Origin of the sequence: Kitasatospora sp. NPDC052868 (genome assembly GCF_044547105.1) — a bacterium.
Taxonomy (GTDB): domain Bacteria; phylum Actinomycetota; class Actinomycetes; order Streptomycetales; family Streptomycetaceae; genus Kitasatospora.
Map to the genome: position 1 here is coordinate 44,807 of NZ_JBITZW010000001.1, position 23,566 is coordinate 68,372.

General features: G+C 72.5%; 20 protein-coding genes. 11 read left to right on the plus strand and 9 right to left on the minus strand.

The window, feature by feature from the left end; all coding sequences use genetic code 11:
• Window positions 1-98 precede the first annotated feature (98 nt).
• The 5 genes from ACIGZJ_RS00195 to ACIGZJ_RS00215 all read left to right on the plus strand — a co-directional run bounded on the left by ACIGZJ_RS00195 (window position 99) and on the right by ACIGZJ_RS00215 (window position 6,445).
• Window positions 99-884, plus strand: coding sequence for a hypothetical protein (locus tag ACIGZJ_RS00195; RefSeq protein WP_396455155.1), 786 nt, complete (start codon window positions 99-101; stop codon window positions 882-884).
• A 149-nt stretch (window positions 885-1,033) separates the two neighbouring features.
• Complete coding sequence (locus tag ACIGZJ_RS00200; RefSeq protein WP_396455157.1) at window positions 1,034-1,879, plus strand: DegV family protein; 846 nt, start codon at window positions 1,034-1,036, stop codon at window positions 1,877-1,879.
• Between the two features lie 206 nt (window positions 1,880-2,085).
• Window positions 2,086-2,925, plus strand: a complete 840-nt coding sequence (locus tag ACIGZJ_RS00205) for a helix-hairpin-helix domain-containing protein (RefSeq protein ID WP_396455159.1) — start codon at window positions 2,086-2,088, stop codon at window positions 2,923-2,925.
• Window positions 2,926-3,137: 212 nt separating this feature from the next.
• Window positions 3,138-5,705 carry a ComEC/Rec2 family competence protein gene (locus ACIGZJ_RS00210; protein WP_396455161.1) on the plus strand — a complete coding sequence of 856 codons (2,568 nt, stop codon included), beginning with the start codon at window positions 3,138-3,140 and terminating at the stop codon, window positions 5,703-5,705.
• Between the two features lie 158 nt (window positions 5,706-5,863).
• Window positions 5,864-6,445 (plus strand): hypothetical protein, encoded by a 582-nt coding sequence (locus tag ACIGZJ_RS00215; RefSeq protein ID WP_396455163.1) that lies wholly within the window; start codon window positions 5,864-5,866, stop codon window positions 6,443-6,445.
• Between the two features lie 144 nt (window positions 6,446-6,589).
• Here ACIGZJ_RS00215 and ACIGZJ_RS00220 read toward each other — a convergent pair whose 3' ends face one another.
• Window positions 6,590-6,883, minus strand: coding sequence for a hypothetical protein (locus tag ACIGZJ_RS00220; RefSeq protein ID WP_392927033.1), 294 nt, complete (start codon window positions 6,881-6,883; stop codon window positions 6,590-6,592).
• A gap of 125 nt (window positions 6,884-7,008) precedes the next feature.
• Here ACIGZJ_RS00220 and holA point away from each other — a divergent pair, with 125 nt between their 5' ends.
• Window positions 7,009-8,004: a DNA polymerase III subunit delta gene (holA, locus tag ACIGZJ_RS00225; protein WP_396455166.1), complete on the plus strand. Its 996-nt coding sequence runs from the start codon at window positions 7,009-7,011 to the stop codon at window positions 8,002-8,004.
• Window positions 8,005-8,076: 72 nt separating this feature from the next.
• Here holA and ACIGZJ_RS00230 read toward each other — a convergent pair whose 3' ends face one another.
• From ACIGZJ_RS00230 to ACIGZJ_RS00240, 3 genes are all read right to left on the minus strand, one after another.
• Entirely contained in the window at window positions 8,077-8,862 is a 786-nt protein-coding gene (locus tag ACIGZJ_RS00230) for a hypothetical protein (RefSeq protein ID WP_396455168.1), read from the minus strand.
• A gap of 349 nt (window positions 8,863-9,211) precedes the next feature.
• Window positions 9,212-9,481, minus strand: coding sequence for a 30S ribosomal protein S20 (rpsT, locus tag ACIGZJ_RS00235; protein ID WP_387939763.1), 270 nt, complete (start codon window positions 9,479-9,481; stop codon window positions 9,212-9,214).
• A 146-nt stretch (window positions 9,482-9,627) separates the two neighbouring features.
• Window positions 9,628-9,933 carry an antibiotic biosynthesis monooxygenase family protein gene (locus ACIGZJ_RS00240; RefSeq protein WP_396455170.1) on the minus strand — a complete coding sequence of 102 codons (306 nt, stop codon included), beginning with the start codon at window positions 9,931-9,933 and terminating at the stop codon, window positions 9,628-9,630.
• Between the two features lie 258 nt (window positions 9,934-10,191).
• Between ACIGZJ_RS00240 and lepA the strand changes: the two genes are divergently transcribed.
• Window positions 10,192-12,060, plus strand: coding sequence for a translation elongation factor 4 (lepA, locus tag ACIGZJ_RS00245; protein WP_396455172.1), 1,869 nt, complete (start codon window positions 10,192-10,194; stop codon window positions 12,058-12,060).
• Between the two features lie 106 nt (window positions 12,061-12,166).
• Here lepA and ACIGZJ_RS00250 read toward each other — a convergent pair whose 3' ends face one another.
• Together ACIGZJ_RS00250 and ACIGZJ_RS00255 are read right to left on the minus strand one after the other, a co-directional pair.
• Window positions 12,167-14,065, minus strand: coding sequence for an ABC transporter ATP-binding protein (locus ACIGZJ_RS00250; protein ID WP_396455731.1), 1,899 nt, complete (start codon window positions 14,063-14,065; stop codon window positions 12,167-12,169).
• Window positions 14,066-14,166: 101 nt separating this feature from the next.
• Entirely contained in the window at window positions 14,167-15,900 is a 1,734-nt protein-coding gene (locus ACIGZJ_RS00255; protein ID WP_396455174.1) for an ABC transporter ATP-binding protein, read from the minus strand.
• Between the two features lie 348 nt (window positions 15,901-16,248).
• On the opposite strand from ACIGZJ_RS00255, the gene ACIGZJ_RS00260 reads away from it, so the two are divergent.
• Genes ACIGZJ_RS00260 through ACIGZJ_RS00270 form a run of 3 tightly spaced genes read left to right on the plus strand, consistent with a single transcriptional unit; the run spans window position 16,249 to window position 19,734 of the window.
• The gene (locus tag ACIGZJ_RS00260) at window positions 16,249-18,168 is read left to right on the plus strand and encodes an AMP-dependent synthetase/ligase (RefSeq protein WP_396455176.1); all 1,920 of its coding nucleotides are present in this window, start codon (window positions 16,249-16,251) and stop codon (window positions 18,166-18,168) included.
• Between the two features lie 59 nt (window positions 18,169-18,227).
• Entirely contained in the window at window positions 18,228-19,457 is a 1,230-nt protein-coding gene (gene hemW, locus ACIGZJ_RS00265; RefSeq protein WP_396455178.1) for a radical SAM family heme chaperone HemW, read from the plus strand.
• Window positions 19,458-19,497: 40 nt separating this feature from the next.
• A complete protein-coding gene (locus ACIGZJ_RS00270) occupies window positions 19,498-19,734 on the plus strand; it encodes a hypothetical protein (RefSeq protein ID WP_396455180.1) in 237 nt (78 codons plus the stop codon).
• A 7-nt stretch (window positions 19,735-19,741) separates the two neighbouring features.
• On the opposite strand, the gene ACIGZJ_RS00275 is transcribed toward ACIGZJ_RS00270, so the two are convergent.
• The 3 genes from ACIGZJ_RS00275 to htpX all read right to left on the minus strand — a co-directional run bounded on the left by ACIGZJ_RS00275 (window position 19,742) and on the right by htpX (window position 22,238).
• Entirely contained in the window at window positions 19,742-20,575 is an 834-nt protein-coding gene (locus ACIGZJ_RS00275; protein WP_396455182.1) for a DUF3097 domain-containing protein, read from the minus strand.
• A 76-nt stretch (window positions 20,576-20,651) separates the two neighbouring features.
• Window positions 20,652-21,236, minus strand: coding sequence for a hypothetical protein (locus ACIGZJ_RS00280; protein WP_396455184.1), 585 nt, complete (start codon window positions 21,234-21,236; stop codon window positions 20,652-20,654).
• 81 nt (window positions 21,237-21,317) lie between these two features.
• Window positions 21,318-22,238: a zinc metalloprotease HtpX gene (htpX, locus tag ACIGZJ_RS00285; protein WP_396455186.1), complete on the minus strand. Its 921-nt coding sequence runs from the start codon at window positions 22,236-22,238 to the stop codon at window positions 21,318-21,320.
• Between the two features lie 262 nt (window positions 22,239-22,500).
• Between htpX and hrcA the strand changes: the two genes are divergently transcribed.
• Complete coding sequence (gene hrcA / locus ACIGZJ_RS00290) at window positions 22,501-23,535, plus strand: heat-inducible transcriptional repressor HrcA (RefSeq protein WP_396455188.1); 1,035 nt, start codon at window positions 22,501-22,503, stop codon at window positions 23,533-23,535.
• Window positions 23,536-23,566: the final 31 nt, after the last annotated feature.

A 23,566-nucleotide genomic window follows, 5' to 3' on the forward strand; every position in this document is an offset into this window, starting at 1 on the left:
CCCTCGGAGCGTGCTCGGCGGCTACCGTGGAACCCTCGGCGGGCTGGCCCGCGTTGGGCCCGGTGGGGGCCGGTTCGGCTGGTGGAAGGTGGCTCGTGATGGACGTGCTCGGCGTGATGATCGGCCTGGCCCTGCTCTTCGGGTTGGCGGCGCTGGCCCTGGCCGTGGTCGGCACGGTCAAGGCGGCGAAGGCGGTCGCGGTGAAGGTGGAGCGGCACGAGGCCAACGCCCGGCGCGCGGTGGAGAACGTCACCCTCAAGGCGAAGACGTTCACCAAGCCCGGGCCGCAGGGGCAGATCTCCGCCGTCCGGCTCGGGCTGCGGACCTCGTTGGACGGCACCCGGCAGGTGCTGGAGAGCGGGCTCGCCGAGGACGGGCAGCTCGGCGAGTCGCTGGCGCTGCTGACCAGGCTGGACGCCCACGCGGCCGAACTGGACGGCGAGTTGCGGGTCCTGGAGCGGGAGCCCGACACCGGGCGGATCGCGGCCAAGCTGCCGGAGCTGCGGGAGCGGGCCGACCGGATCACCCACTCCGCCGAGACCATGCGGTGGGCCGCCCAGGACCGGATGCACCGGTTCGCGGACGACGAGCTGAGCAGGCTCAGCCAGGAGTGCGAGAGCGAGGCCGGCGCGCTGCGGCACTGGGACGCCTCGGGGGCGGGTGCCCCTGCCGGTGGTGCCGGTGGTGCGGGTGGCGTCGGCGGTGCTGGCGGTGTCGGGGCTGCGGCGACCGGGGGCGCGGCGCGGGAGGAGGCGGTCCGGCCCGGGCTGACCGACGGACGGGGCGGACGGCCCAGCGCCGAGGAGCTGTTGGGCCTCGCGGACCCGCTGTCGCGGCTGGCGCAGCGGCTGCGCAAGCCGAGCACGGGGTCCTCGGCCGGCTGACCGGGACGGCTCGGCCCGCCCTTCGGGGCCGGGCGTCGCCGTCGGCCGGGCCCGGGCGCTCGGCGGACCGGCCCGGGCCCGGCGCTGCCGTTGGGGCGCTGCTCTCCGGGCGCTGTCATCCGGAGCGGACGGGGAGTAACCTCCGGCTCATGCCCGCCGACCTCGCACTTGTCACCGATTCCACGGCCTACCTGCCGCAGCAGGCCGTCGACCACCACGGGATCACCGTGGTCCCGCTGAGCGTCGCGGTCGGTGACACGGTGCTTTCCGAGGGGGTGGAGATCTCCCCGAAGGACGTCGCCGAGGCGCTGCGCGGCAAGCAGCGGGTGACGACCTCCCGGCCGAACCCCGAGACCTTCGCCGCCGCCTATCGCGCGGCCGCCGAGGCGGGGGCGCGCGGCATCGTCTCGGTGCACATCTCCGGCGAGCTGTCCGGCACGGTGGAGGCGGCCCGGCTGGCGGCCGCCGAGGCGCCGGTGCCGGTGCAGGTGGTGGACAGCCGACTGGTGGGCATGGCCCTCGGCTACGCCGTGCTGGCGGCGGCGGAGGCGGCGGCGGCCGGTGGGGAGCCTGTCGAGGTGGCCGCGGCAGCCACCCGGCGGGCATCGCTGACCAGCGGTTTCTTCTACGTCGACACCCTTGAGTACCTGCGCCGGGGCGGGCGGATCGGTGCCGCCAGGGCGCTGCTCGGGTCGGCCCTGGCGGTGAAGCCGCTGCTGCACCTGGCGGGTGGGCGGATCGAGCCGCTGGAGAAGGTGCGGACGGCGTCCCGGGCGATCGCCCGGCTGGAGGAGATCGCGGTCGAGCAGGCGGGGGAGCGCGAGGTCGACATCGCCGTTCACCATCTGGCGGCGGGGGAGCGTGCCGAGCCGCTCGCGGAGCGGTTGCGGGCGCGGGTGCCCGGGCTGCGGGAGCTGTCCGTGAGCGAGGTGGGGGCGGTGATCGGGGCGCATGTGGGGCCGGGGCTGCTGGCCGTGGTGGTCTCGCCGCGCTGAGGCTTCCGGCGTGTCGGGGGCGTTTCATGGGCGTTCGGCGGGCGGGGTGGCAGGGGTGTTTCGGCGGGTGGGGGCCGTGCGTGGGCGCCAACCGGCTTCGGGTCTCCTCACTCGCGTGAGTGACCTGACTTATCCACAACCCCCGGTTATCCACAGCTTTTTCGAGATTTCCCCGCGGTCGGCGAGCGACTTCTACCGTGCTGCGCATGACGACCACGAGCATCGGCGCGGCCAAGCGCCATGAGATCACCGAGACGGCCCGCCGGCGGATGTCGACGCTGCTGCCGGAGTCCGAGGGACCGCCCGATGTGGGCGAGCCCTCGGCCACCGGGCCGCCGTCGGACGCGGGTCCGGTGCCTTCCCCGGTGGGCGGCTCGCCGTTTCGACTGAGCCCGGCGCTGGCGCTGGACCGGCGGGCGGTGGTGGGGCTCCTCGTCCTGCTGCTGCTCGCCGTGGGCTACGCGGTGCAGCACTTCTGGCTCGCCAGGCCCCGGCCGGTCCAGGTGCCGGCGGTGGCGGTCGCCCCGCCGGTGCCGGGGGAGGCGGTGGCGGCCGCGACAGGCTCGTCCACGGTCTCCGCCGAGGCCGCCGGTCCGGGCACAGGCCCGGGCACCGTTGGTGCGACCACCGTCGTGGTGGTGGACATCGGGGGCCGGGTGCCCTCACCCGGGGTGCACACCCTGCCCGGCGGCTCCCGGGTGGCGGACGCCCTGCGGGTGGCCGGCGGACCGCTGCCGGAGACGGAGACCAAGAGCCTCAACCTGGCCCGGGTGCTGACGGACGGTGAGCAGATCCTGGTGGGGGAGCCGGGTGCGCCCCCGGCCGGTGCCCCGCTCGCCTCGGCCGCACCGACGCAGCCGGTCAGCCTCAACCGCGCCACCCTCCAGCAGCTCGACACCCTCCCCGGCGTCGGTCCGACGCTGGCTCAGCGCATCCTCGCGTTCCGCACCTCGCACGGATCGTTCCGCTCCCTGGAGCAGCTCAGACAGGTCAGCGGCATCGGCGAGCGCACCTATGCGGAGATCAGACCGATGCTCACCCTCTGACCGCCCGCCGCCCCGCCCCCACCCCGTGTGTACCGAAGGGAGGTGCCGCCATCCCCGGGACGACCAAGCCCACCCGTATTTCCACCGACCCCGTCCGGACGTCCCCCGACCTCCGTCTGCTGCTGCCCGCCGTCTCGGCGTGGGCGGTCACGGCCCTCGTTCTTCGGTCGGGCGCGAGCGACGGTGCGGCCCTCGCTGCGACGGCGGCCGCCGTGGCAGCCGTGCTCCTGCTGCTGCACTCCGCCCGGCGGCGGCGCCGGGGCGCCGCCACCACCGTGGCCGCCGTCCTGCTCACGGGTGCGGCGGCCGCCACCGCCACCCTCCTGCACACCGCCGACCTGCACCGCGGTCCGCTGCCCGGACTGGCCCACACCGCCTCCACCCCCGGGGCCACGGCGGCGGCCGGTGCGATCGTGGGCGTCGACCTGACCATCACCGGGGATCCGAGAGCGTCCACCTCCCGGTCCAGGGGCACGAGCGCCGGCCAGGCCCTTCTCACGGTGGAGGCCGTGGTGGACCGGGTCACCGTCCCCGACGGGCTCGCACCGGGCGGGCTCGCACCGGCGGGGACCGTCCGGACCAGGACCCCGGTGACCGTCCTGGTGCGCGGCGAGGGGCTGGATGCCTGGCAGCACCTGCTTCCGTCGACCAGGCTGGCCGTCGAGGCACAGGTCCGCCCGGCCGGGGAGGGGCACGACACCGAGTCCGCGGCGCTGCTGCTCACCCACGGGCCGCCCCGGCAGCTGGCGCCGCCGAGCCTGCCGCAGCGCATCGCCGGCCGACTGCGGGCCGGTCTGCGATCCGCCGTGGACGGGCTCCCACCGGATGCGCGGGGGCTGCTCCCGGCGCTCGTCGTCGGGGACGTCTCCCGGCTGCCCGACGACCTCCAGGAGGCCTTCCGCGCCACCGACATGGCGCACCTGGTCGCGGTGAGCGGGGCGAATCTCGCCATTGTCCTGGGTGTGCTGCTGGGGGCACCCGGACGGGCCGGGAGGTCCGAGCGGCGGGGCCTGGCCGGCCTGCTCGGGCTGTCGCTGCGCACCACCGCGCTGCTCGGCACCGCCGTCACCCTGGCCTTCGTCACCATCTGCCGCCCGGAGCCGAGCGTGCTGCGGGCGGCGGGTACCGGCCTGGTCGGCCTGTTGGCCCTGGCGGCCGGCCGCCCTCGCCAGGCGGTGCCGGCCCTGTCGGGCACGGTCCTGCTCCTGGTGCTTCTCGATCCCTACCTCGCGCGGTCGTTCGGGTTCCTGCTCTCCGTCCTCGCCACCACGGGCCTGCTGGTCCTCGGTCCGCACTGGGCGGACGCCCTGCGGGCGCGGGGCTGGCCGCACCACCTGGCGACCGCCGTGGCGGCGACGGCCGCGGCCCAGGCGCTCTGTGCGCCCGTCACCGTGGTGCTGTCCGCACACATCAGCCTCGTCGCCATCCCCTGCAACCTGTTGGCCGAGCCGGCGGTGGCCCCGGCGACCCTGCTGGGGTTCGCGGTCCTCGCGGTGGAGCCGGTCCTTCCGGCGGTGGCCGGTCTGCTGGCCGAGCCGGCCGGCCTCCCCGCCGGTTGGCTGGCGGCGGTGGCCAGACACGGCGCCGAACTGCCCGGGGCCCGGCTCTCCTGGCCGGGCGGGCTCCTCGGCACCGCCACGCTCGCCGTCGCCACCGTGGCGGCCTGCTGGTCGGCCCCGCTCCTCCTGCCCCGCCGAGCGGTGCCTGGTGGCCCTGCCGTACCGCCTCCGGCCGTACCGCTTCCGACCGTACCGCCTCCGGCCGGAGCGTCGCCCGGAGGCGGTAGCGCCCGGGCGGGGCGTGCCACGTTGCGGCATGTCCGGCTGCGCCATGTCCGGGCGGTGGTGGCGGGGCTTCTCCTCCTTGCCCTGCCGGCCGTGCTGCTGAGGCCGCCGCTGCTCACCCGGATCGCGACCGGCTGGCCGCCCCCGGGGTGGCGACTGGCGATGTGCGACGTGGGCCAGGGCGACATGCTGGTACTGCCCGTCACCGCCCCAGGTGACGCGGCGGACCAGGGCGCGGGTGGCGGCGGCCCGGACAGCGCCGTGGTCGTGGACGCCGGGCCGGACCCGCAGGCGGCCGACCGCTGTCTGCGGGACCTGGGGATCACCACCGTCCCGCTGCTCCTGCTGACGCACTTTCACGCCGACCACGTCGAGGGCGTACCGGGAGTGCTGCGCGGGCGGCGGGTCGGGGCGGTCGAGGGCACCGCGCTGGACGATCCGCCGGGTGAGGCGGCCCGGGTGCTCCGCTGGGCGTCGGCGGCCGGCGTGCCGTTGGCGCGGGCCGTGCGCGGCGAGCGCCGCACGGCGGGCCCCGGCCTCTCCTGGGAGGTGCTCTGGCCGGACGGCTCGGCGGCGGCGGACGCGCCCGGCGCCAACAACGCCAGCGTCGCCCTGCTGGTCACCCTCGCCGGCGGGCTGCGGTTGGCCCTCCTGGGGGATCTCGAACCGCCGGCCCAGTCCGCACTGCTGGCCCGTATCGGCCGCAGCGCTCGCAGCCGGGTGGACGTCCTCAAGGTGGCCCACCACGGCTCCGCGCACCAGGACGCGGCCCTCGCCGCGTACCTCCGCCCGCGGCTGGCCCTGATCTCCTGCGGTCGGGACAACCCCTACGGCCACCCCGCCGCCCGCACTGTGGACCGGCTGAGGGCCCTCGGTGCGACCGTCCTGCGGACCGACCAGTCCGGCGACATCGCCGTCACGGGCGGCACCCCGGCCGCCCTCGGCGCGGTCGTCCACCCGCTCGACCACCAGCCCGCGAGGGGGCGTCGCATATGAGCGGTTCGGCGGTGCAGGCTTCGGCAGCGCAGGTGTCGGCGTACGGGTGTCTGCGTACACAGGTGAGCGTGCCCAGTCCCGTACGGATGAACGTGCCCGGATGAAGCGGTGGGTGACGCTCTCGTGCCGCGGCAAGGACGCATCGGATACTGACTGCTGTGATCACTGAGCCCTCACCTTCACCGGTCAATGACCCGGCTGACTTCGCGTCCCGGCTGGCTGCGGCCGAGGACTGGACCAGCGCGGCTCTGGAGGCTCAACAGGAGGGGCTGTGGGTTCTGACCGGGACGGAGCGCCGGATCCTGGCCGACATCGTGGCGGCCACCAATCCCCTGCACGGTGGCCGGCTGCCACCGCACGACGACGAGTCGGTGTACGTACGCCTCGGGCGCATCAGGAACTGGGCCGGCGTGCTGCGGCTCGCCGCACGGGCCGGGAGTTTCGAACTCCGTCCTGTGGTGGGTACGGACCCCTCGTCCCAAACCCGGCCCGCCGGCATGGCCGACCTGCTTTCGGGCATCTACGCGCTCGCCGAACAGGGCGAACGGTGGCAGCGGCTGATGCTGGCAACCGTCGCCGAGCTCAATGCCGCGGCCCGCAACCGGCCTCCGCAGGAACGACAGGATCTCGACCAGGCGCTCGCCGAGCGTGAGCCACGGTTCGCGAAGGACCTGGCCGCCGCGGAGCACTTCTTCACCGGCCCTGGTTCGCTGGAAGACCTGCCCCTCTTCCTCTACTGACGCCACTGGGCAATAACCCAGGGGCGGCACCGACGCTGAGCATGTTCCCCTCTACCGCCATGGGCACATTGCGGGGCCCCGCACAGCAGGGGCCCGGCAGGCGGCAGCGGGCGGCCGGGGTGCCGGACGGCACCCCGGGGGCGGTCAGCCCTCCTCGCGCCAGCCCTCGTGTTCGGTGGCGACGGCGTCCAGGGCGCGCAGGAGCCCGGGGGTCCAGCCGTCCTCGGGAGGTTCGACGACCACCAGCCACTGGGCGTCCTCGGCGTCGTCCTCACCGGCCAGGGCGTCGCGGACGATTTCGAGTTCGCCGAGGTCGGGGTGGTCGGCGCTGAGGCCTTCGGAGGCCTCCTCGGCGGCGTCGCGGTCGGGCAGGACAAGCAGTTGCCGGGCGTGCGGGTCGAACTCGTCCAGGTCGCTGATGGTGTGGTCTTCGGTCACCGGGTCATTCTCCCCGGATCCGTCGGCGCGCCCTCAACCCGGGTCCCCGTGTGGTCCGCGCCCGGGCCGCGCACCCGGGTCGGCCCGGGCGGGAGTGTCCGCACCCCGTGGGATGCTGGTAGGCGATGGCCAGGAAGAGTGCACCCGACGACCTGCTCGCCCCGCTGACCCTCGCGGTCGGCCAGGAGGAGCTGCTGCTCGACCGCGCGGTCGCCCAGGTGGTGGCGGCGGCGAAGGCGGCCGATCCCGACACCGATGTGCGGGACCTCCCGCCCGGGGGCCTGCAGCCGGGCAGCCTGGCCGAGCTGACCACACCCTCGCTCTTCGCCGAGCGCAAGGTCATCGTGGTCCGGGCCGCTCAGGACCTCTCCGCCGAGGCGGTGAAGGAGGTCAAGGCGTACATCGAGTCCCCGGCCGAAGAAGTGATCATCGTGCTGGTGCACGCGGGTGGCGCCAAGGGCAAGGGCCTGCTGGACGCCGGGCGCAAGGCCGGCGGCCGGGAGGTCGCCTGCGCGAAGCTGGCCAAGGCGGGGGAGCGGCTGACCTTCGTCCGGGGCGAGTTCAGGACGCTCGGCCGCTCGGCGACGCCGGAGGCCTGCCAGGCCCTGCTGGACGCGCTCGGCAGCGACCTGCGCGAGCTGGCCGCCGCCTGCAGCCAGCTCACCTCGGACGTCGAGGGCACCATCGACGAGGCCGTGGTGGCCCGCTACTACAGCGGACGGGCCGAGGCGACCGGCTTCGAGGTGGCCGACCTGGCCGTCACCGGCCGGGCCGCCGAGGCGCTGGAGCGGCTGCGCTGGGCACTGGCCGTCGGGCAGCCGCCGACCGGTATCACCTATGCGCTGGCCTCCGGCGTCCGCAGCATCGGGCGGCTGGCCACCACCGGGCGGAACATGCGCCCGGCGGACCTGGCCCGCGAGCTGGGGATGCCGCCGTGGAAGGTCGAGCGCGTCCGTCAGCAGATGCGCGGCTGGACCGGCGACGCCGTGGCCACCGCCCTGACCGCGATCGCCCAGGCGGACGCCGCCGTCAAGGGCGGGTCCGACGACCCGGCCTACGCGCTGGAGCGGGCCGTCGTCACGGTCGCCCGCGCCGCCCGGGCAGGCGCCCGCCCGTACTGACGGGCCGGCGGCGCAGGCCCCACCCGGGCCACGCGGGCAGGCCGACTGAGGCAGGCCTTATGGCACCGGCGCCTACGGGCCGCCGATCGCCTTCAGGGCGTCCCGGCCGTCGGAGAGCAGCGACTGCCGGACGGTCTCCTTGTCGACCGGCTTGGGCCCGTCGTCGTCATAGGTCGCGGACCAGGCCAGTGAGAACGTCATACCGCCGTCCCGGACCTGCAGTTCGTAGCGGGCGGAGTGCCAGGTCCGGCTCTTGCTGGTGGTGCGCCGCTCGTCGATGTAGGCGAGATAGGCCTCGTCACCGAGCCCGGGCACCGCGCTGATCTCGGCCTTGCGCTGTTGGAAGGCCGCCTTGGTGGCGGTGAACTCCGGCGCGGAGTCCACGGACTTGTGCAGGTTGGCGCGCATCTCGATCAGCGCGTAGTCCCAGTCCGAGGACGTGGCGCCGCGCTTCATGTCGGCGGTGCACGACATGACGTCCATGTCGGTGTGCCGGGCGCTGTAGTGGTACGGGTTGGTGTCCACCATCGTGTAGAGCGACTGGAACTTGGCGAGCTTCGACGCCGAGCAGAGGTCGTCCACGACCTGGTAGCCCCGGATCGGACGCGCCGAGCCGCCGGACTGCACCATGCCGGGCAGGGTGAAGACCGCGGCCGCCCACCCCGCCGAGACGATCAGCGCGCCCGTGAACGCCCAGAGGGCGTTGCGGCGCAGGCCCCCGCCCCGGCGGCCCGGCCGATCGGCCCCCACCGGCGGCATTCCGGGCGAGGTGGGCAGCCCGGGAGGCGGCCCGAAGCCCGGGGTGCCGCCCGGCGGCGGAGTCTGGTGCGGCTGCTGGTGCTGCGGTGGCTGCTGCACCTGCGGCTGCTGCTGCTGCGGAAAACCCCCGAACCCCGGCCCGCCCTGCGGTGGCGGTGGCGGTGGCGTTGCCATACGTGGCCCCCCTGAGCCCTGTGGTCCCCGGGCCCGCGCCCGACGGATCCGATCCCGGTCGGTGATCGACCCTAGCGTTCGCACCGGTGAACGGAACAGGCGCCGCAGCCGCCCCGGGGAAGGGGCTTGCTGCGGCGCCTGCCGTACTGCTGTGTGCACCGCACCCGCGTGGCGAACGCAGGCCGCGTGCGGTGCGAAGTTCCTACTGCGCCTCAGGGGTCCGGGTAGAGGGCCGGTCCGACCTGGGGCGGTGGGGTCGAGGACCCCGGGGGCGTCAGGCCTGGACGGCGGTGTTGACGCGCTTGGTGATCGCCGACTTCTTGTTGGCGGCCTGGTTGGCGTGGATGATGCCCTTGCTCACGGCCTTGTCCAGCGCCTTGGAGGCGGCGCGGGCCAGCACGGCGGCCTTCTCGGTCTCACCGGCGGCAGCGGCCTCGCGGGCCTTGCGCAGAGCGGTCTTCAGCGAGGACTTGACGGCCTTGTTGCGCAGGCGCGCCTTCTCGTTGGTCTTGTTGCGCTTGATCTGGGACTTGATGTTCGCCACGAAGGAGCCTCAGTCTTTTGTGTTAACGGTTTGAACGGGCTGCACCGGGCGGCCGCCGGACAAGCTGAGAGGGCATGCCGAGGGCCAGGTGCAGCGCCCCACGCTACCAGGGGCGTACCGTTCGCCCCAAACCGGCCGGGCCCGGATCAGGCGCCGAGCACCGGCTCTCCGTAGTGCTCGACCTCGGGGAAGGGCTCGTAGAAGCGGTGCAGCAGCTCCCGCCACCGCTGGTACTCGGCGGAGCGGCGGAACCCCTCCGTGTGGTCCTCCAGCGCCTCCCACTCCACCTGGAGCAGGAACCGCGAGCCTCGTCCCTCGTCCAGGCAGCGGCGCAGTTCCAGCGAGCGGAAGCCGGACTGGACCGCGATCAGCGGCCTGGCCTCCGTGAAGGCGGCGAGGAACGCCTCCTCCTGGCCGGGCAGGACGTCCAGCAACGCGCTTTCGAGGATCATGGAGCGCCATCCTGCCCCGCCGGACCGCGGTGCGAAAGCCCCGGAGCGGCGCCGCGGCCGCTGCGCAGCGGCCCCCTGGACGCGGTCCGGGCGGCCCGGGGGCGAGCTGGGGGACGAGCTGACCGGCGACGCACGTCCAGCTCGTGGGAAGATGGGAGGAACTATCTCGATCGGACGACTGTCCGGTCCCCGGGAAGCCGCGGTCAGCGATGATCCGGAACACCCCCGGCCCCCGGACCAACGGAGAATCGGACCAAGGTGCCCGCGACCCCCAGCAATGTGCCAGAGCCCAGCCGTACCGACCCGGCGCTGATCCGCAACTTCTGCATCATCGCCCACATCGACCACGGCAAGTCGACGCTCGCAGACCGGATGCTGCAGATCACCGGCGTCGTCGACCCGCGGCAGATGCGCGCCCAGTACCTCGACCGGATGGACATCGAGCGCGAGCGCGGCATCACCATCAAGTCGCAGGCGGTCCGCCTCCCGTGGGCGCCGAAGACCGGACCGGACGCCGGGTCGACGCACATCCTCAACATGATCGACACCCCGGGCCACGTGGACTTCACCTACGAGGTGTCCCGTTCGCTCGCCGCCTGCGAGGGCACCATCCTCGTGGTGGACGCCGCCCAGGGCATCGAGGCGCAGACCCTCGCCAACCTGTACCTGGCGCTGGAGAACGACCTCACGATCATCCCGGTGCTCAACAAGATCGACCTGCCGGCCGCCCAGCCGGAGAAGTACGCCGCCGAGCTCGCCCACATCATCGGGTGCGACCCGGAGGACGTCCTCAAGGTCAGCGCCAAGAGCGGCCTCGGCGTACCGGAGCTGCTCGACCACGTGGTCGAGCGGATCCCGGCGCCGGTCGGCGTCAAGGACGCCCCGGCCCGCGCGATGATCTTCGACTCGGTGTACGACTCCTACCGCGGCGTGGTCACCTACGTCCGTGTCGTCGACGGCCAGCTCACCAAGCGTGAGCGGATCGCGATGATGTCCACCGGCGCGACCCACGAGCTGCTGGAGATCGGCGTCATCTCGCCCGAGCCGAAGGTCGCCGACGGCCTGGGCGTCGGCGAGGTCGGCTACATCATCACCGGTGTGAAGGACGTCCGGCAGTCCAAGGTCGGTGACACCATCACCTCGATGCACAAGGGTGCGACCGAGCCGCTGGGCGGCTACAAGGACCCGCGCCCGATGGTGTTCTCCGGCCTCTACCCGCTGGACGGCTCGGACTACCCGCTGCTGCGCGACGCCCTCGACAAGCTGCGGCTGAACGACGCCGCGCTGGTCTACGAGCCGGAGACGTCCGTCGCACTCGGCTTCGGCTACCGCTGCGGCTTCCTGGGCCTGCTGCACCTGGAGATCATCCGGGAGCGCCTGGAGCGCGAGTTCAACCTCGACCTGATCTCCACCGCCCCGAACGTGGTCTACCGCGTGGTGATGGAGGACGGCACCGAGCACACCGTCACCAACCCGAGCGAGTTCCCGACCGGCAAGATCGCCGAGGTGCACGAGCCGGTCGTGCGCGGGACCATCCTGGCGCCGAACGAGTTCGTCGGCGCGATCATGGAGCTGTGCCAGGGCCGCCGCGGCAACCTCCAGGGCATGGACTACCTGTCCGAGGACCGCGTCGAGCTGCGCTACACCCTGCCGCTCGCGGAGATCGTCTTCGACTTCTTCGACTACCTGAAGTCCAAGACCCGCGGTTACGGCTCCTTCGACTACGAGCCGATCGGCGAGCAGACGGCCGACCTGGTGAAGGTCGACATCCTGCTGCACGGTGACGCGGTGGACGCGTTCTCCGCGATCGTGCACAAGGACAAGGCGTACAACTACGGCGTCATGATGGCCGGCAAGCTGCAGAAGCTGATCCCGCGCCAGCAGTTCGAGGTGCCGATCCAGGCGGCCATCGGCTCGCGGGTGATCGCCCGTGAGACGGTCCGCGCGATCCGCAAGGACGTGCTCGCCAAGTGCTACGGCGGTGACATCTCGCGTAAGCGCAAGCTGCTGGAGAAGCAGAAGGAAGGCAAGAAGCGGATGAAGATGGTCGGCCGCGTGGAGGTCCCGCAGGAGGCCTTCATCGCCGCGCTGTCCACCGACGCCGAGGCGCCGAAGGAAAAGAAGTAAAGAGGTAGAGCGGTAGCAGTGGCTGAGGGGCCCGGGAGTGTCGACTCCCGGGCCCCTCAGCCGTCCCGGCACCCGCTCCGGCTCCGCCGGAGGACTGCGCCGCCGCTCAGTCGACCTCGGCCACGGCCTCGGCGAACTGGGCCTGGTACAGCCGGGCGTACGCGCCGTCGGCGGCGATCAGCTCGTCGTGCGTGCCCTGCTCGACGATCGACCCGTTCTCCATCACCAGGATCACGTCGGCGTCCCGGATGGTGGAGAGCCGGTGGGCGATCACGAAGCTGGTCCGGCCGGTGCGCAGCCGGGCCATCGCGCGCTGGATCAGGACCTCCGTCCGGGTGTCGACCGAGCTGGTCGCCTCGTCCAGGACGAGGATCGACGGCTGGGCCAGGAAGGCCCGGGCGATGGTGATCAGCTGCTTCTCGCCCGCACTGACGCCGGCGCCCTCGTCGTCGATCCTGGTGTCGTAGCCGTCCGGCAGGGTCCGCACGAAGCGGTCCACGTGCGCGGCCTTGGCCGCCTCGACCACCTGCTCGCGGGTGGCGCCCTCGGCGCCGTACGCGATGTTGTCGGCGATGGAGCCGCCGAACAGCCAGGTGTCCTGGAGGACCATGCCGATGCCGGAGCGCAGATCCTCGCGGGACATCGCGGCCACGTCCACCCCGTCCAGGGTGATCCGCCCGCTGCTGACCTCGTAGAACCGCATCAGCAGGTTGACCATGGTGGTCTTGCCGGCGCCGGTCGGGCCGACGATGGCGACGGTCTGCCCGGGTTCGACCTTCAGCGAGAGGTCCTCGATCAGCGGCGTCCCCGGGTCGTAGCGGAAGGCCACGTCCTGGAAGGCGACCCGGCCGCGGATGGTGTCCGGGCGCTCGGGCATGGCCGGCTCGGGGGTCTGCTCGGGCGCGTCCAGCAGCTCGAAGACGCGCTCGGCGGAGGCGACGCCGGACTGCACCAGGTTGGCCATGCTGGCGACCTGGGTGAGCGGCTGGCTGAACTGCCGCGAGTACTGGATGAACGCCTGCACGTCGCCGATCGACAGTGCGCCGCTCGCCACCCGCAGGCCGCCGACCACGGCGACCAGCACGTACTGCAGGTTGCCGATCAGCATCATCGCGGGCTGGATGATCCCGGAGATGAACTGGGCCCGGAAGCTGGCGGTGAACAGCGCCTCGTTGTGCTCGGCGAAGACCGCCGCGGCCTCCTTCTGCCGGCCGAAGACCTTCACCAGGTTGTGGCCGGTGTACATCTCCTCGATGTGGGCGTTGAGCTGCCCGGTGGACTTCCACTGCTGGACGAACTGGGGCTGCGCCCGCTTGCCGACCCTGGTCGCCACGACCACCGACAGCGGCACCGAGACCAGGGCGATCAGCGCCAGCAGCGGTGAGATCCAGAACATCATCGCGAGCACGCCGACCACGGTGAGCAGCGAGTTCACCACCTGGCCCATGGTCTGCTGCATGGACTGGCCGATGTTGTCGATGTCGTTGGTGACCCGGCTGAGCACCTCGCCGCGCGGCTGCTTGTCGAAGTAGCTGAGCGGCAGCCGGGCGAGCTTGGCCTCGACGTCCCGGCGCAGCCGGTAGCCGGCCCGCTGGATCGCCGTGGTGGCGAGCCGGCCCTGGACGATGCCGAGCACGGCGGAGGCGACGTAGATCGCCAGGACCCAGAGCAGCACGGTGCCGATGGCGTTGAAGTCCATGCCCACGCCGGGGGTGAAGTCGATCGAGTTGAGCAGGTCGGCGGTGCCGCCGTCGCCGTGCGCGCGCAGCCCCTCGACGGCCTGCTGCTTGGAGGTGCCGGGCTCGAACTGGTCGCCGACCACGCCGGCGAAGATCAGGTCGGTGGCGTCGCCGAGCACCTTGGGGCCGACCACGGCGGCGCCGATGCTGAGCACGCCGAGCGCCAGCACGGCGGAGATCAGGGCGCGTTCCGGGCGCAGAAGCTTGAGCACCCGCTTGCCGGAGCCCTTGAAGTCCATCGACTTCTCGGTGCCCTGGCCGCCCATGAACCGGCCGGGGCCGGCCGGGCCGCGCCGGGCGGCGGCGGCCTGCGAGTCGCTGGGCACCTCGTCGGCCGCGGCCTTCCCGGGTGCCTTCTTCGGCGTGCTCACGCCGCCTCCTGTTCGGTGAGCTGGGACAGGACGATCTCCCGGTAGGTCGGGTTGCCGGCCATCAGCTCGGTGTGGGTGCCGCTGCCGACCACCGCGCCCTCGTCCAGGACGATGATCCGGTGGGCGTCGCGGATGGTGGAGACGCGCTGGGCGACGATCAGGACGGTGGCGTCGGAGGTCTCCCGGGCGAGCGCCTTGCGCAGCCTGGCGTCGGTGGCGTAGTCGAGCGCGGAGAAGGAGTCGTCGAAGAGGTAGACACCGGGCCTGCGGACCAGTGCGCGGGCGATCGCCAGGCGCTGGCGCTGGCCGCCGGAGACGTTGCCGCCGCCCTGGGCGATGGGCGCGTCCAGGCCTTCGGGGAGGCGCTCGACGAACTCCTTGGCCTGGGCGACCTCCAGGGCGTGCCAGAGCTCCTCGTCGGTGGCCTCGGGCCGGCCGTAGCGGAGGTTGCTGGCGACCGTGCCGGAGAACAGGTAGGGCTTCTGCGGGACGAGGCCGACGGTCTCGGCGATCGTCTCGGGGGCGAGGTCGCGCACGTCCACGCCGTCCAGCAGGACCTTGCCCCCGGTGGCGTCGAACAGCCGCGGGACGAGCCCGAGCAGGGTGGACTTGCCGCTGCCGGTGGAGCCGATCACGGCGGTGGTCTCGCCGGGGCGGGCGGTGATGTCGATGCCGCGCAGCACCGGGGCCTCGGCGCCCGGGTAGCGGAACTCGACGTCGCGCAGCTCCAGGTTGCCGCGGCGCAGCACCTCGGTGACGGGCGCGGACGGCGGGACGACGCTGGAGCGGGTGTCCAGCACCTCCTGGATCCGCTCGGCGCAGACCTCGGCGCGCGGCACCATCATGAACATGAAGGTGGCCATCATGACGCTCATCAGGATCTGCATCAGGTAGGAGAGGAAGGCGGTCAGCGCGCCGATCTGCATCCCGCCACTGTCGATCCGGTGGGCGCCGAACCAGAGCACCGCGACGCTGGAGACGTTCACCACCAGCATCACGGTGGGGAACATGAAGGCCATCAGCCGGCCGACCCGCAGCGAGACGTCGGTCAGGTCGCCGTTGGCCCCGGCGAAGCGGGCCTGCTCGTGGTCGTCCTTGACGAAGGCGCGGATGACCCGGATGCCGGTGATCTGCTCGCGCAGGACCCGGTTCACCGTGTCGATCCGCTCCTGCATGCTGCGGAAGCTCGGGCGCAGCGCCCGGACCAGCAGGGCGACGACGGTGCCCAGGACCGGGATCACGGCCAGCAGCAGGCCGGACAGCGGCACGTCCTGGTTGAGCGCCATGATGATGCCGCCGACGCACATGATCGGCGCGGCGACCATCAGGGTGAAGCTCATCAGGGCCAGCATCTGGACCTGCTGGACGTCGTTGGTGGTCCGGGTGATCAGCGAGGGGGCGCCGAACTGGCCGACCTCGCGGGCGGAGAAGCTCTGCACCCGGCCGAAGACGGCGGCCCGGAGGTCCCGGCCGAACGCCATGGCGGTCCGCGCGCCGTAGTAGACGGCGCCGACCGAGCAGAGCGCCTGGACCAGGGTGACTGCGATCATCACCCCGCCCACGCGCAGGATGTAGCCGGTGTCTCCCTTGGTCACGCCGTCGTCGATGATGTCGGCGTTGAGTGTGGGCAGGTAGAGCGCTGCGAGGGTGGACACGAGCTGGAGCAGTACCAGCACGGTGATCGGGCGGGAGTAGGGGCGCAGGTACGCCCTGAGCAGTCTGATCAGCACTGGCACACTCTTGTCGTCGGCGGTGGGGTTCGCACCCCGATTCTCGTTCTTTGGTGGACTCGCACAGGTGATTCCGGTGCTGCGAGCCGGATGTTTGTCCAGTCCTTTGCCCAACGCCCCGGCGGGGCGTTGCGGGGTGGTGCGGCGGCCCTGTCACATGCTGCACTGGCCCGGTGCCGCCGTGCCAGCCTGCCCGACCCCCTTACGGAATGGCCGGTTTCCCAATAGGCTGCTGAATGCCCCCTTGTTACTCACCGGTACCCAGCCGGTCGACCGGGGCCCGGCGACCGCCCCCCACGGGCGCCGAGACAACCCCTCACACGGCCACCCGCCCTCCGGAGGTCCTCGTTGAGTTCCGCGCAGTCCCTGATCGACTCCGGCAGTGCCGACATCGTCGCCGGGCGTCCCGCCTCCGTCGCCCACCTGTTCCTGGAGCGGGTCGCCGCCACTCCGGGCGGTGAGGCCTACCGCTTCCCCGTGCCGGTCGACGAGCACGCGGCGGACAGCACCCCCGGCGCCGAGCAGTGGCGCTCGGTGACCTGGGCACAGACCGCGACCCGGGTCTACGCGGTGGCCGCCGGCCTGTTGTCGCTGGGCATCCAGCCGGAGGACCGCGTCGCGCTGATGTCCTCCACCCGGCTGGAGTGGATCGTCGCCGACCTCGGCAACATGTGCGCGGGGGCCGCCACCACCGCGATCTACCCCAGCACCAACGCCGACGAGACGGCGTACATCCTCTCCGACTCGGGCTCCAGAGCACTGTTCGTCGAGAACGGGGCCCAGCTCGCCAAGGTGGTCGGCGAGCTGGAGCAGCTGCCCGAGCTGCGCACCGCGATCCTGTTCGACGGCGCCGCCCCGGCGGAGACCGGCGGACTGAACGTGCTCACCCTGGCGGACCTGGAGCAGCTCGGTACCGAGTACCTGGAGCAGCACCCGGACGCCGTGGAGAAGGCCGTCGCCGCGCTCGACAAGGAGCAGCTGGCCACCCTGATCTACACCTCCGGCACCACCGGCCGCCCCAAGGGCGTGCGCCTGGTGCACGACTGCTGGGCGTACCAGGGCCGCTCCCAGGAGCAGAGCGGGCTGCTGCGCGCGGAGGACGTGCAGTTCATGTGGCTGCCGCTGTCGCACGTGTTCGGCAAGAGCCTGATCTGCGGCCAGATCGCCACCGGCCACGTGATGGCCGTGGACGGCCGGGTCGACCGGATCATCCACAACCTGCCGGTCGTCCGTCCGACCATGATGGCCTCCGCGCCGCGCATCTTCGAGAAGGTCTACAACGGCATCGCCGGCAAGGCCCGGGCCGAGGGCGGCGCCAAGTACAAGATCTTCATGTGGGCGGCCCGCACCGCCCGCGAGTACGCCCGGGTCACCCAGGCGAACCGGATCGCCACCGGCCGCGACAGCGCCCCGCTGGGCCTGCGGGTCCAGCACGCGATCGCCGACAAGCTGGTGTACACCAAGATCCGGGACGCCTTCGGCGGGCGGATGCGCGGTTCGGTCTCCGGAAGCGCCGCGCTGGCGCCCGAGATCGGCTACTTCTTCGCCGGTGTCGGCGTGCCGGTGCTGGAGGGCTACGGCCTGACCGAGACCTCGGCCGGCATCTGCGTCAACCGGGCCGAGGACGTCCGGGTCGGCACCATCGGCAACGTGCTGCCGGGCAGCGAGGTCCGGATCGCCGAGGACGGCGAGATCCTGCTGCGCGGCCCCGGCGTGATGCGCGGCTACCACAACCTGCCGGAGAAGACCGCCGAGGTGCTGGAGCCGGACGGCTGGTTCCACACCGAGGACATCGGCGAGCTCGGCCAGGACGGCTTCCTGCGGATCACCGACCGCAAGAAGGACATGTTCAAGACCTCCGGCGGCAAGTACGTCGCGCCGAGCGAGGTGGAGGGCAAGTTCAAGGCGGTCTGCCCGTTCGTCAGCAACATCCTGGTGATCGGCAACGGCCGCAACTTCTGCACCGCGCTGATCGGCCTGGACGAGTCGGTGATCATGCCGTGGGCCGCCGAGCACGGCCTGGCCGGCAAGTCCTACGCCGAGGTCGCCGCCGCCCCGCAGGTGCACGAGCTGATCGAGGGCTTCGTCAAGCGGGTCAACACCGACCTCCAGCGCTGGCAGACGATCAAGAGGTTCACCCTGCTCCCGCGCGACCTGGACATCGAGCATGGCGAGCTCACCCCGAGCCTGAAGATCAAGCGCCCGGTGGTCGAGCGGACGTACGCGGACGCCGTCACCGAGATGTACGCGGGGGCCAACGAGGCCTGACCCACCCGCTGTCCCGTACGGCCTGAAGGATCACCGCGGCCGTACGGGACAATGGGCTCATGCCCTCCGCACTCCCCGACGGCGAACCCGTGCCGTCCGACGGTTCCCTGCCCGCGCACGCCCTCACCGGGCTGGGCTCGCGGCCGTTCGGCTTCTACCTGCACGTCCCGTACTGCGCGAGCCGCTGCGGCTACTGCGACTTCAACACCTACACCGCCACCGAGCTGCGCTCCTCGGGCGCCGTCGCCTCCCAGGAGACGTACGCGGACAACGTGGTCTCCGAGATCCGCCTGGCCCGGCGGGTGCTGGGGGACGCCGAGCTGCCGGTGCAGACCGTCTTCCTCGGCGGCGGCACCCCGACCCTGCTGCCCGCCCGGGACCTGGTGAAGATGCTCGCCGCGATCCGCGAGGAGTTCGGGATCGCCCCCGGCGCCGAGGTGACCACCGAGGCCAACCCGGAGTCGGTCGACCCGGCCTACCTCGCCGAACTGCGCGAGGGCGGCTACAACCGGGTCTCCTTCGGCATGCAGAGCGCCCGGCCGCACGTGCTTCGGCTGCTCGACCGCCACCACACCCCGGGCCGCCCCGAGGCCTGCGTGGCCGAGGCCCGCGAGGCCGGGTTCGAGCACGTCAACCTGGACCTCATCTACGGGACCCCCGGTGAGTCCGACGACGACTGGCGGGCCTCCCTGGACGCCGCGATCGGCGCGGGCCCCGACCACGTCTCGGCGTACTCGCTGATCGTCGAGGAGGGCACGAAGCTGGCCGCCCGGGTCAAGCGCGGCGAGCTGCCGATGATCGACGACGACGTGCACGCCGACCGCTACCTGATCGCCGAGCAGGCGCTGAGCGCCGCCGGCTACTCCTGGTACGAGGTCTCCAACTGGTCCACCACCCCCGAGTGCCGCTGCCGGCACAACGAGCTCTACTGGACCGGCGCCGACTGGTGGGGCGCCGGGCCGGGTGCGCACAGCCACGTCGGCGGCGTCCGCTGGTGGAACGCCAAGCACCCCGCCGCCTACGCGCAGGCCCTCGCCGAGGGCCGCACCCCGGCCCAGGGCCGCGAGCTGCTCGCGGACGAGGACCGCCGCGTCGAGCGCATCCTGCTCGAACTGCGCCTCGCCGAGGGCATCCCGCTCACCCTCCTGACCGAGACCGGCCTGGAGGCCGCCGGCCGCCACCTCGCCGACGGCCTCCTCGCCCCGGAGCCGTACGGGGCGGGCCGCGCCGTCCTGACCCTCCAGGGCCGCCTGCTGGCCGACGCGGTCGTGCGTGACCTGGTGGACTGACATTCATTAACGTGGTGCCAGCCGTCGGAGGGAGCGTGCGATGACCGCCATCGATGATCGGGTGATAGGGATCTTCGAGAACCTGGAGGTCCCGGAAGGCTTCAAGGCCGAGCTCATCAGGGGGGAAATCGTGATGACGGCCGGGCCGGACATGGTCCACAACCTCATCGTCCTGGCCATTCAGCACCAGGTTCCGTACGGCCGGTGGCGTCCGCTGACCACTCAGGACCTGACGATCCCCGGGGGGGACACGACGGAGTTCCAGCGGTATTCCTGACCGGCGCTCAGTCGTCCGACGTCACGAAGTCGATCAGCTCCTCGACCTTCCCCAGCAGGGCCGGCTCCAGGTCCTTGTAGGAGTCGACCTTCGAGAGGATGCGCTTCCAGGCGGCGGGGGTGTCCACCGGCCAGCCGAGGCGGCGGCAGACGCCCTCCTTCCACTCCTCCTCGTACGGCACGTCGGGCCAGCCGGGAATGCCGACACTGGACGGCTTCACGGCCTGCCAGATGTCGATGTACGGGTGGCCGACGACCAGGACGGCGTCGCCGGTCACCCGGGCGGCGATCCGGTGCTCCTTGGTGCCCGGGAGCAGGTGGTCGACCAGCACGCCGAGGCGGCGGCCCGGGCCGGGGGCGAACCCGGCGACGATCGCGGCCAGGTCGTCGACGCCCTCCAGGTACTCGACGACCACGCCCTCGATCCGCAGGTCGTCGCCCCAGACCCGCTCGACCAGCTCGGCGTCGTGCCGGCCCTCGACGTAGATCCGGGACTCCCGGGCCACCCGTGCGCGGGCGCCGGGCACGGCCACCGACCCGGAGGCGGTCCGGCCGGGTGCCCGGGAGGGCACCGGTGCGGCCGCGGCGGGGCGGACCAGGGTGACCGTCCGGCCCTCCAGTAGGAAGCCGCGGGGCACCAGCGGGAACACCCGGTGGCTGCCGAAGCGGTCCTCCAGGGTGACGGTGAAGCCCTCCGCCGTCTTCTCACAGCGCACCACCGCGCCGCAGAAGCCGCTCGCCGCCTCCTCGACCACCAGGTCCCGCTCGGCGGGCACCTCCGGGGCGGGCTGCTGCCGCTTCCACGGCGGGGTCAGATCGGGTCCGTACTCGCGGCTGCGCATTCCCCGGAGTCTAGGGTCCGTCGGCCCGTCAGTCCCTCAGCCGGTCGACCTGTCGGCCGCGCCGCCGCGGCGGACCTCACAGCCCCGGTGCGCCCCAGACCGGGAACCAGCGGCCGAGGTCCTTCTCCAGCCGCAGGTCGTTCCCGAGCATGGCGTTCACCTGGAGCTCCAGCGGGCTGTTGCGCCGCTCCCCGCCGCCCGGCATCGGCGCGAACGGGTAGACGGTGCCGCGCTTGAACAGGTAGACCAGTGCCAGCGACTGCCCCTCGGCGTTGCGGAAGGCGACCAGCGAGCAGAGCAGCTGCGGCCCGAAGCCGTTCGCCTCCAGCTCGCTGTTGACCGCGTGCAGGTCGTTGACCAGCTCCGGCAGCTCCTGCGGGGTGTGCCGGGCGAGCAGCCAGGAGTAGCCGTACGCGTCCTTGGAGGCCTCCACCGGGACGCCGCCGCGCTCGGTGTCGGCGTCCAGCAGCGCCCGGACCTGCCGCTCCACCTCGCCGAAGGCCCCGCCCTCGACGGCCGCGAAGCAGACCGACCCGAGACCGGTCGGCAGGAAGCCCGCGGCCGCCTCCAGGGTCAGCGCGGCCGAGGGGATCCCGAACAGCTGGTCGAGGTCGGGTTTGACCGGCTTGGTGCGGCCGAACAGGGCGTCCAGGAATCCCACGGTGGTCCCTTCCGGAGGTGTTTCGGGCGGGGTCGGCGGTCGGCCCGGCACATCGGCTCGGGGGTTCGCCCGGTGCCCGGCTCAGCGGCCGAGCTGGGCCGAGATGCTCGCCAGCTGCTCCAGCCGCTTCTCCAGCGAGGGGTGGGTGGAGAACAGCTGCGAGGCGGCCTCCCGGGCGCTCAGCGCCGGGGCGAAGTAGAAGGCGTTGTACGGCTGGGCCTGGCGCAGGTCCCTGGTCGGGATCGCGGCGATCTGGCCGGTCACCTTGGTCAGCGCCGAGGCCAGCGCGCTGGGCCGGCCGGTGAGCTGGGCGGCGGCCCGGTCGGCGGCCAGCTCCCGGTAGCGGGAGAGCAGCCTGGTCAGCAGGAAGCTGATCGCGTACACCACGATCGAGACCAGCGGGATGACCAGCGCGGCGATGGCCGCGTTGGAGTCGTTGCTGTTCCGGCCGCCGCCCATGAACCCGCCGTACATCGCGATCCGGGTCATCGCCCCGGCCAGCACGCCGAGGAAGCCGGCGATGGTCATCACCGCGACGTCCCGGTGGGCGACGTGCGACAGCTCGTGCGCCAGCACGCCCTCCAGCTCCTCCGGCTCCAGCCGCCGCAGCAGCCCGGTGGTCACGCAGACCACGGCGTTCTGCGGGTTGCGCCCGGTGGCGAAGGCGTTCGGCATGTCGTTGTCGGCGACCGCCACCCGGGGTTTGGGCATGTCGGCGAGCGCGCAGAGCCGGTCGATGGTGCCGTGCAGCTGCGGGTACTGCTCCGGGGTCACCCGGTGGGCGCCCATCGCCCGTTCGGTGATCTTGTCGCTGAACCAGAACTGGGCCACGAACAGGCCGCCCGAGAGCAGCACGATCAGTGGCCAGGCCCCGCGCAGCAGCACGATCAGCAGGCCGGTGAAACCGACGTACAACAGCCCGATCACGAACATCGTCCCGACCATCCGGCCGGTCAGACCGCGGTCCGGGGCGAAGCGGGTGTGCTGGCCCGAGCTCGACATCGCTGCTCCTCCGTTCGCCGTTCGCTATCGATGCTGCCACCCGGTCGGGCCCACGGCATCACCCGCGCACCGGACAGTGCGGGCAGGATCACCCCCGACAGGCCGTTCCTGCCGTCGGACCCGGGCCTTACACTGGCAGGTACGGTCCTGGCACTCGTGTGTTCAGAGTGCCAGAGCCGGGGCCCTCCCAGAGCGGCTCGCAGCATGCCAAAGCGGACACATGCCACAACGGACAACGTGCGAAGACGGAGGTGCGTGCCCCATGGCCGGTGAGGTCCGACAGCTCGACGAGCGCAAGCTCGCCGTGCTGCGCGCCATCGTCCAGGACTACGTGGGGACGGAGGAGCCGGTCGGCTCCAAGGCCCTGGTGGAGCGGCACAGCCTCGGGGTCTCCCCGGCCACCGTCCGCAACGACATGGCCGCGCTGGAGGAGGACGGCTACATCCACCAGCCGCACACCAGCGCCGGGCGGATCCCCACCGACAAGGGGTACCGCCTGTTCGTCGACCGGCTGGCCGAGGTCAAGCCGATGAGCGCGCCCGAGCGGCGGGCGATCCGGCACTTCCTGGACGGCGCGGTCGACCTGGACGACGTGGTCGCCCGGACGGTCCGGCTGCTCGCCCAGCTCACCAGGCAGGTCGCGGTTGTCCAGTACCCCTCGCTCTCCCGGTCGACGGTGCGGCACATCGAACTCGTCGCCCTCGCTCCGACCAAGGTGATGCTGGTCCTGATCACCAACACCGGCCGGGTCGAGCAGCGGATGGTCGACTGCCCGGGCGCGGTCGGCGAGGTGGTCCTCGCGGACCTCCGCGCCAAGATCAACACCCGGGCCGTCGGACAGCGGCTGCCCGAGGTGCCGGGGCTGCTGGAGGAACTCCCGGCGGCCTTCGAGGCGGCCGACCGGCCGGCCGTCACGATCGTCCTGGCGACGCTCTTCGAGGCGCTCGCCGAGCAGAACGAGGAGCGGATCATGCTGGCCGGCACGGCCAACCTGACCCGCTTCGGCCACGACTTCCCGCTCACCATCCAGCCGGTGCTGGAGGCCCTGGAGGAGCAGGTCATCCTGCTCCGCCTCCTGGGTGAGACCGCGGACGCGGGGGTGACGGTCCGGATCGGGCGGGAGAACGCCTACGAGGGGCTCAATTCCACCTCGGTCGTCTCCGTCGGTTACGGTTCGGGCGACGAGAGCGTGGCCAAACTGGGTGTGATCGGTCCGACCCGGATGGACTATCCGGGCACAATGGGGGCGGTGCGAGCGGTGGCACGGTACGTGGGTCAGATCCTGGCCGAGTCGTAGGAACGGCCGCCGTCGGAAATCCGGCGGTGGC

What these genes read in the sequence shown, in the direction of transcription:
- ACIGZJ_RS00195 (WP_396455155.1), top strand. Translation starts at nt 99, where the DNA reads ATGGACGTGCTCGGCGTGATGATCGGCCTGGCCCTGCTCTTCGGGTTG.
- ACIGZJ_RS00200 (WP_396455157.1), top strand. Translation starts at nt 1,034, where the DNA reads ATGCCCGCCGACCTCGCACTTGTCACCGATTCCACGGCCTACCTGCCG.
- ACIGZJ_RS00205 (WP_396455159.1), top strand. Translation starts at nt 2,086, where the DNA reads ATGACGACCACGAGCATCGGCGCGGCCAAGCGCCATGAGATCACCGAG.
- holA (WP_396455166.1), top strand. Translation starts at nt 7,009, where the DNA reads ATGGCCAGGAAGAGTGCACCCGACGACCTGCTCGCCCCGCTGACCCTC.
- ACIGZJ_RS00240 (WP_396455170.1), bottom strand. Translation starts at nt 9,933, where the DNA reads ATGATCCTCGAAAGCGCGTTGCTGGACGTCCTGCCCGGCCAGGAGGAG.
- ACIGZJ_RS00250 (WP_396455731.1), bottom strand. Translation starts at nt 14,065, where the DNA reads ATGGGCGGCCAGGGCACCGAGAAGTCGATGGACTTCAAGGGCTCCGGC.
- hemW (WP_396455178.1), top strand. Translation starts at nt 18,228, where the DNA reads ATGCCCTCCGCACTCCCCGACGGCGAACCCGTGCCGTCCGACGGTTCC.
- ACIGZJ_RS00270 (WP_396455180.1), top strand. Translation starts at nt 19,498, where the DNA reads ATGACCGCCATCGATGATCGGGTGATAGGGATCTTCGAGAACCTGGAG.
- ACIGZJ_RS00275 (WP_396455182.1), bottom strand. Translation starts at nt 20,575, where the DNA reads ATGCGCAGCCGCGAGTACGGACCCGATCTGACCCCGCCGTGGAAGCGG.
- htpX (WP_396455186.1), bottom strand. Translation starts at nt 22,238, where the DNA reads ATGTCGAGCTCGGGCCAGCACACCCGCTTCGCCCCGGACCGCGGTCTG.
- hrcA (WP_396455188.1), top strand. Translation starts at nt 22,501, where the DNA reads ATGGCCGGTGAGGTCCGACAGCTCGACGAGCGCAAGCTCGCCGTGCTG.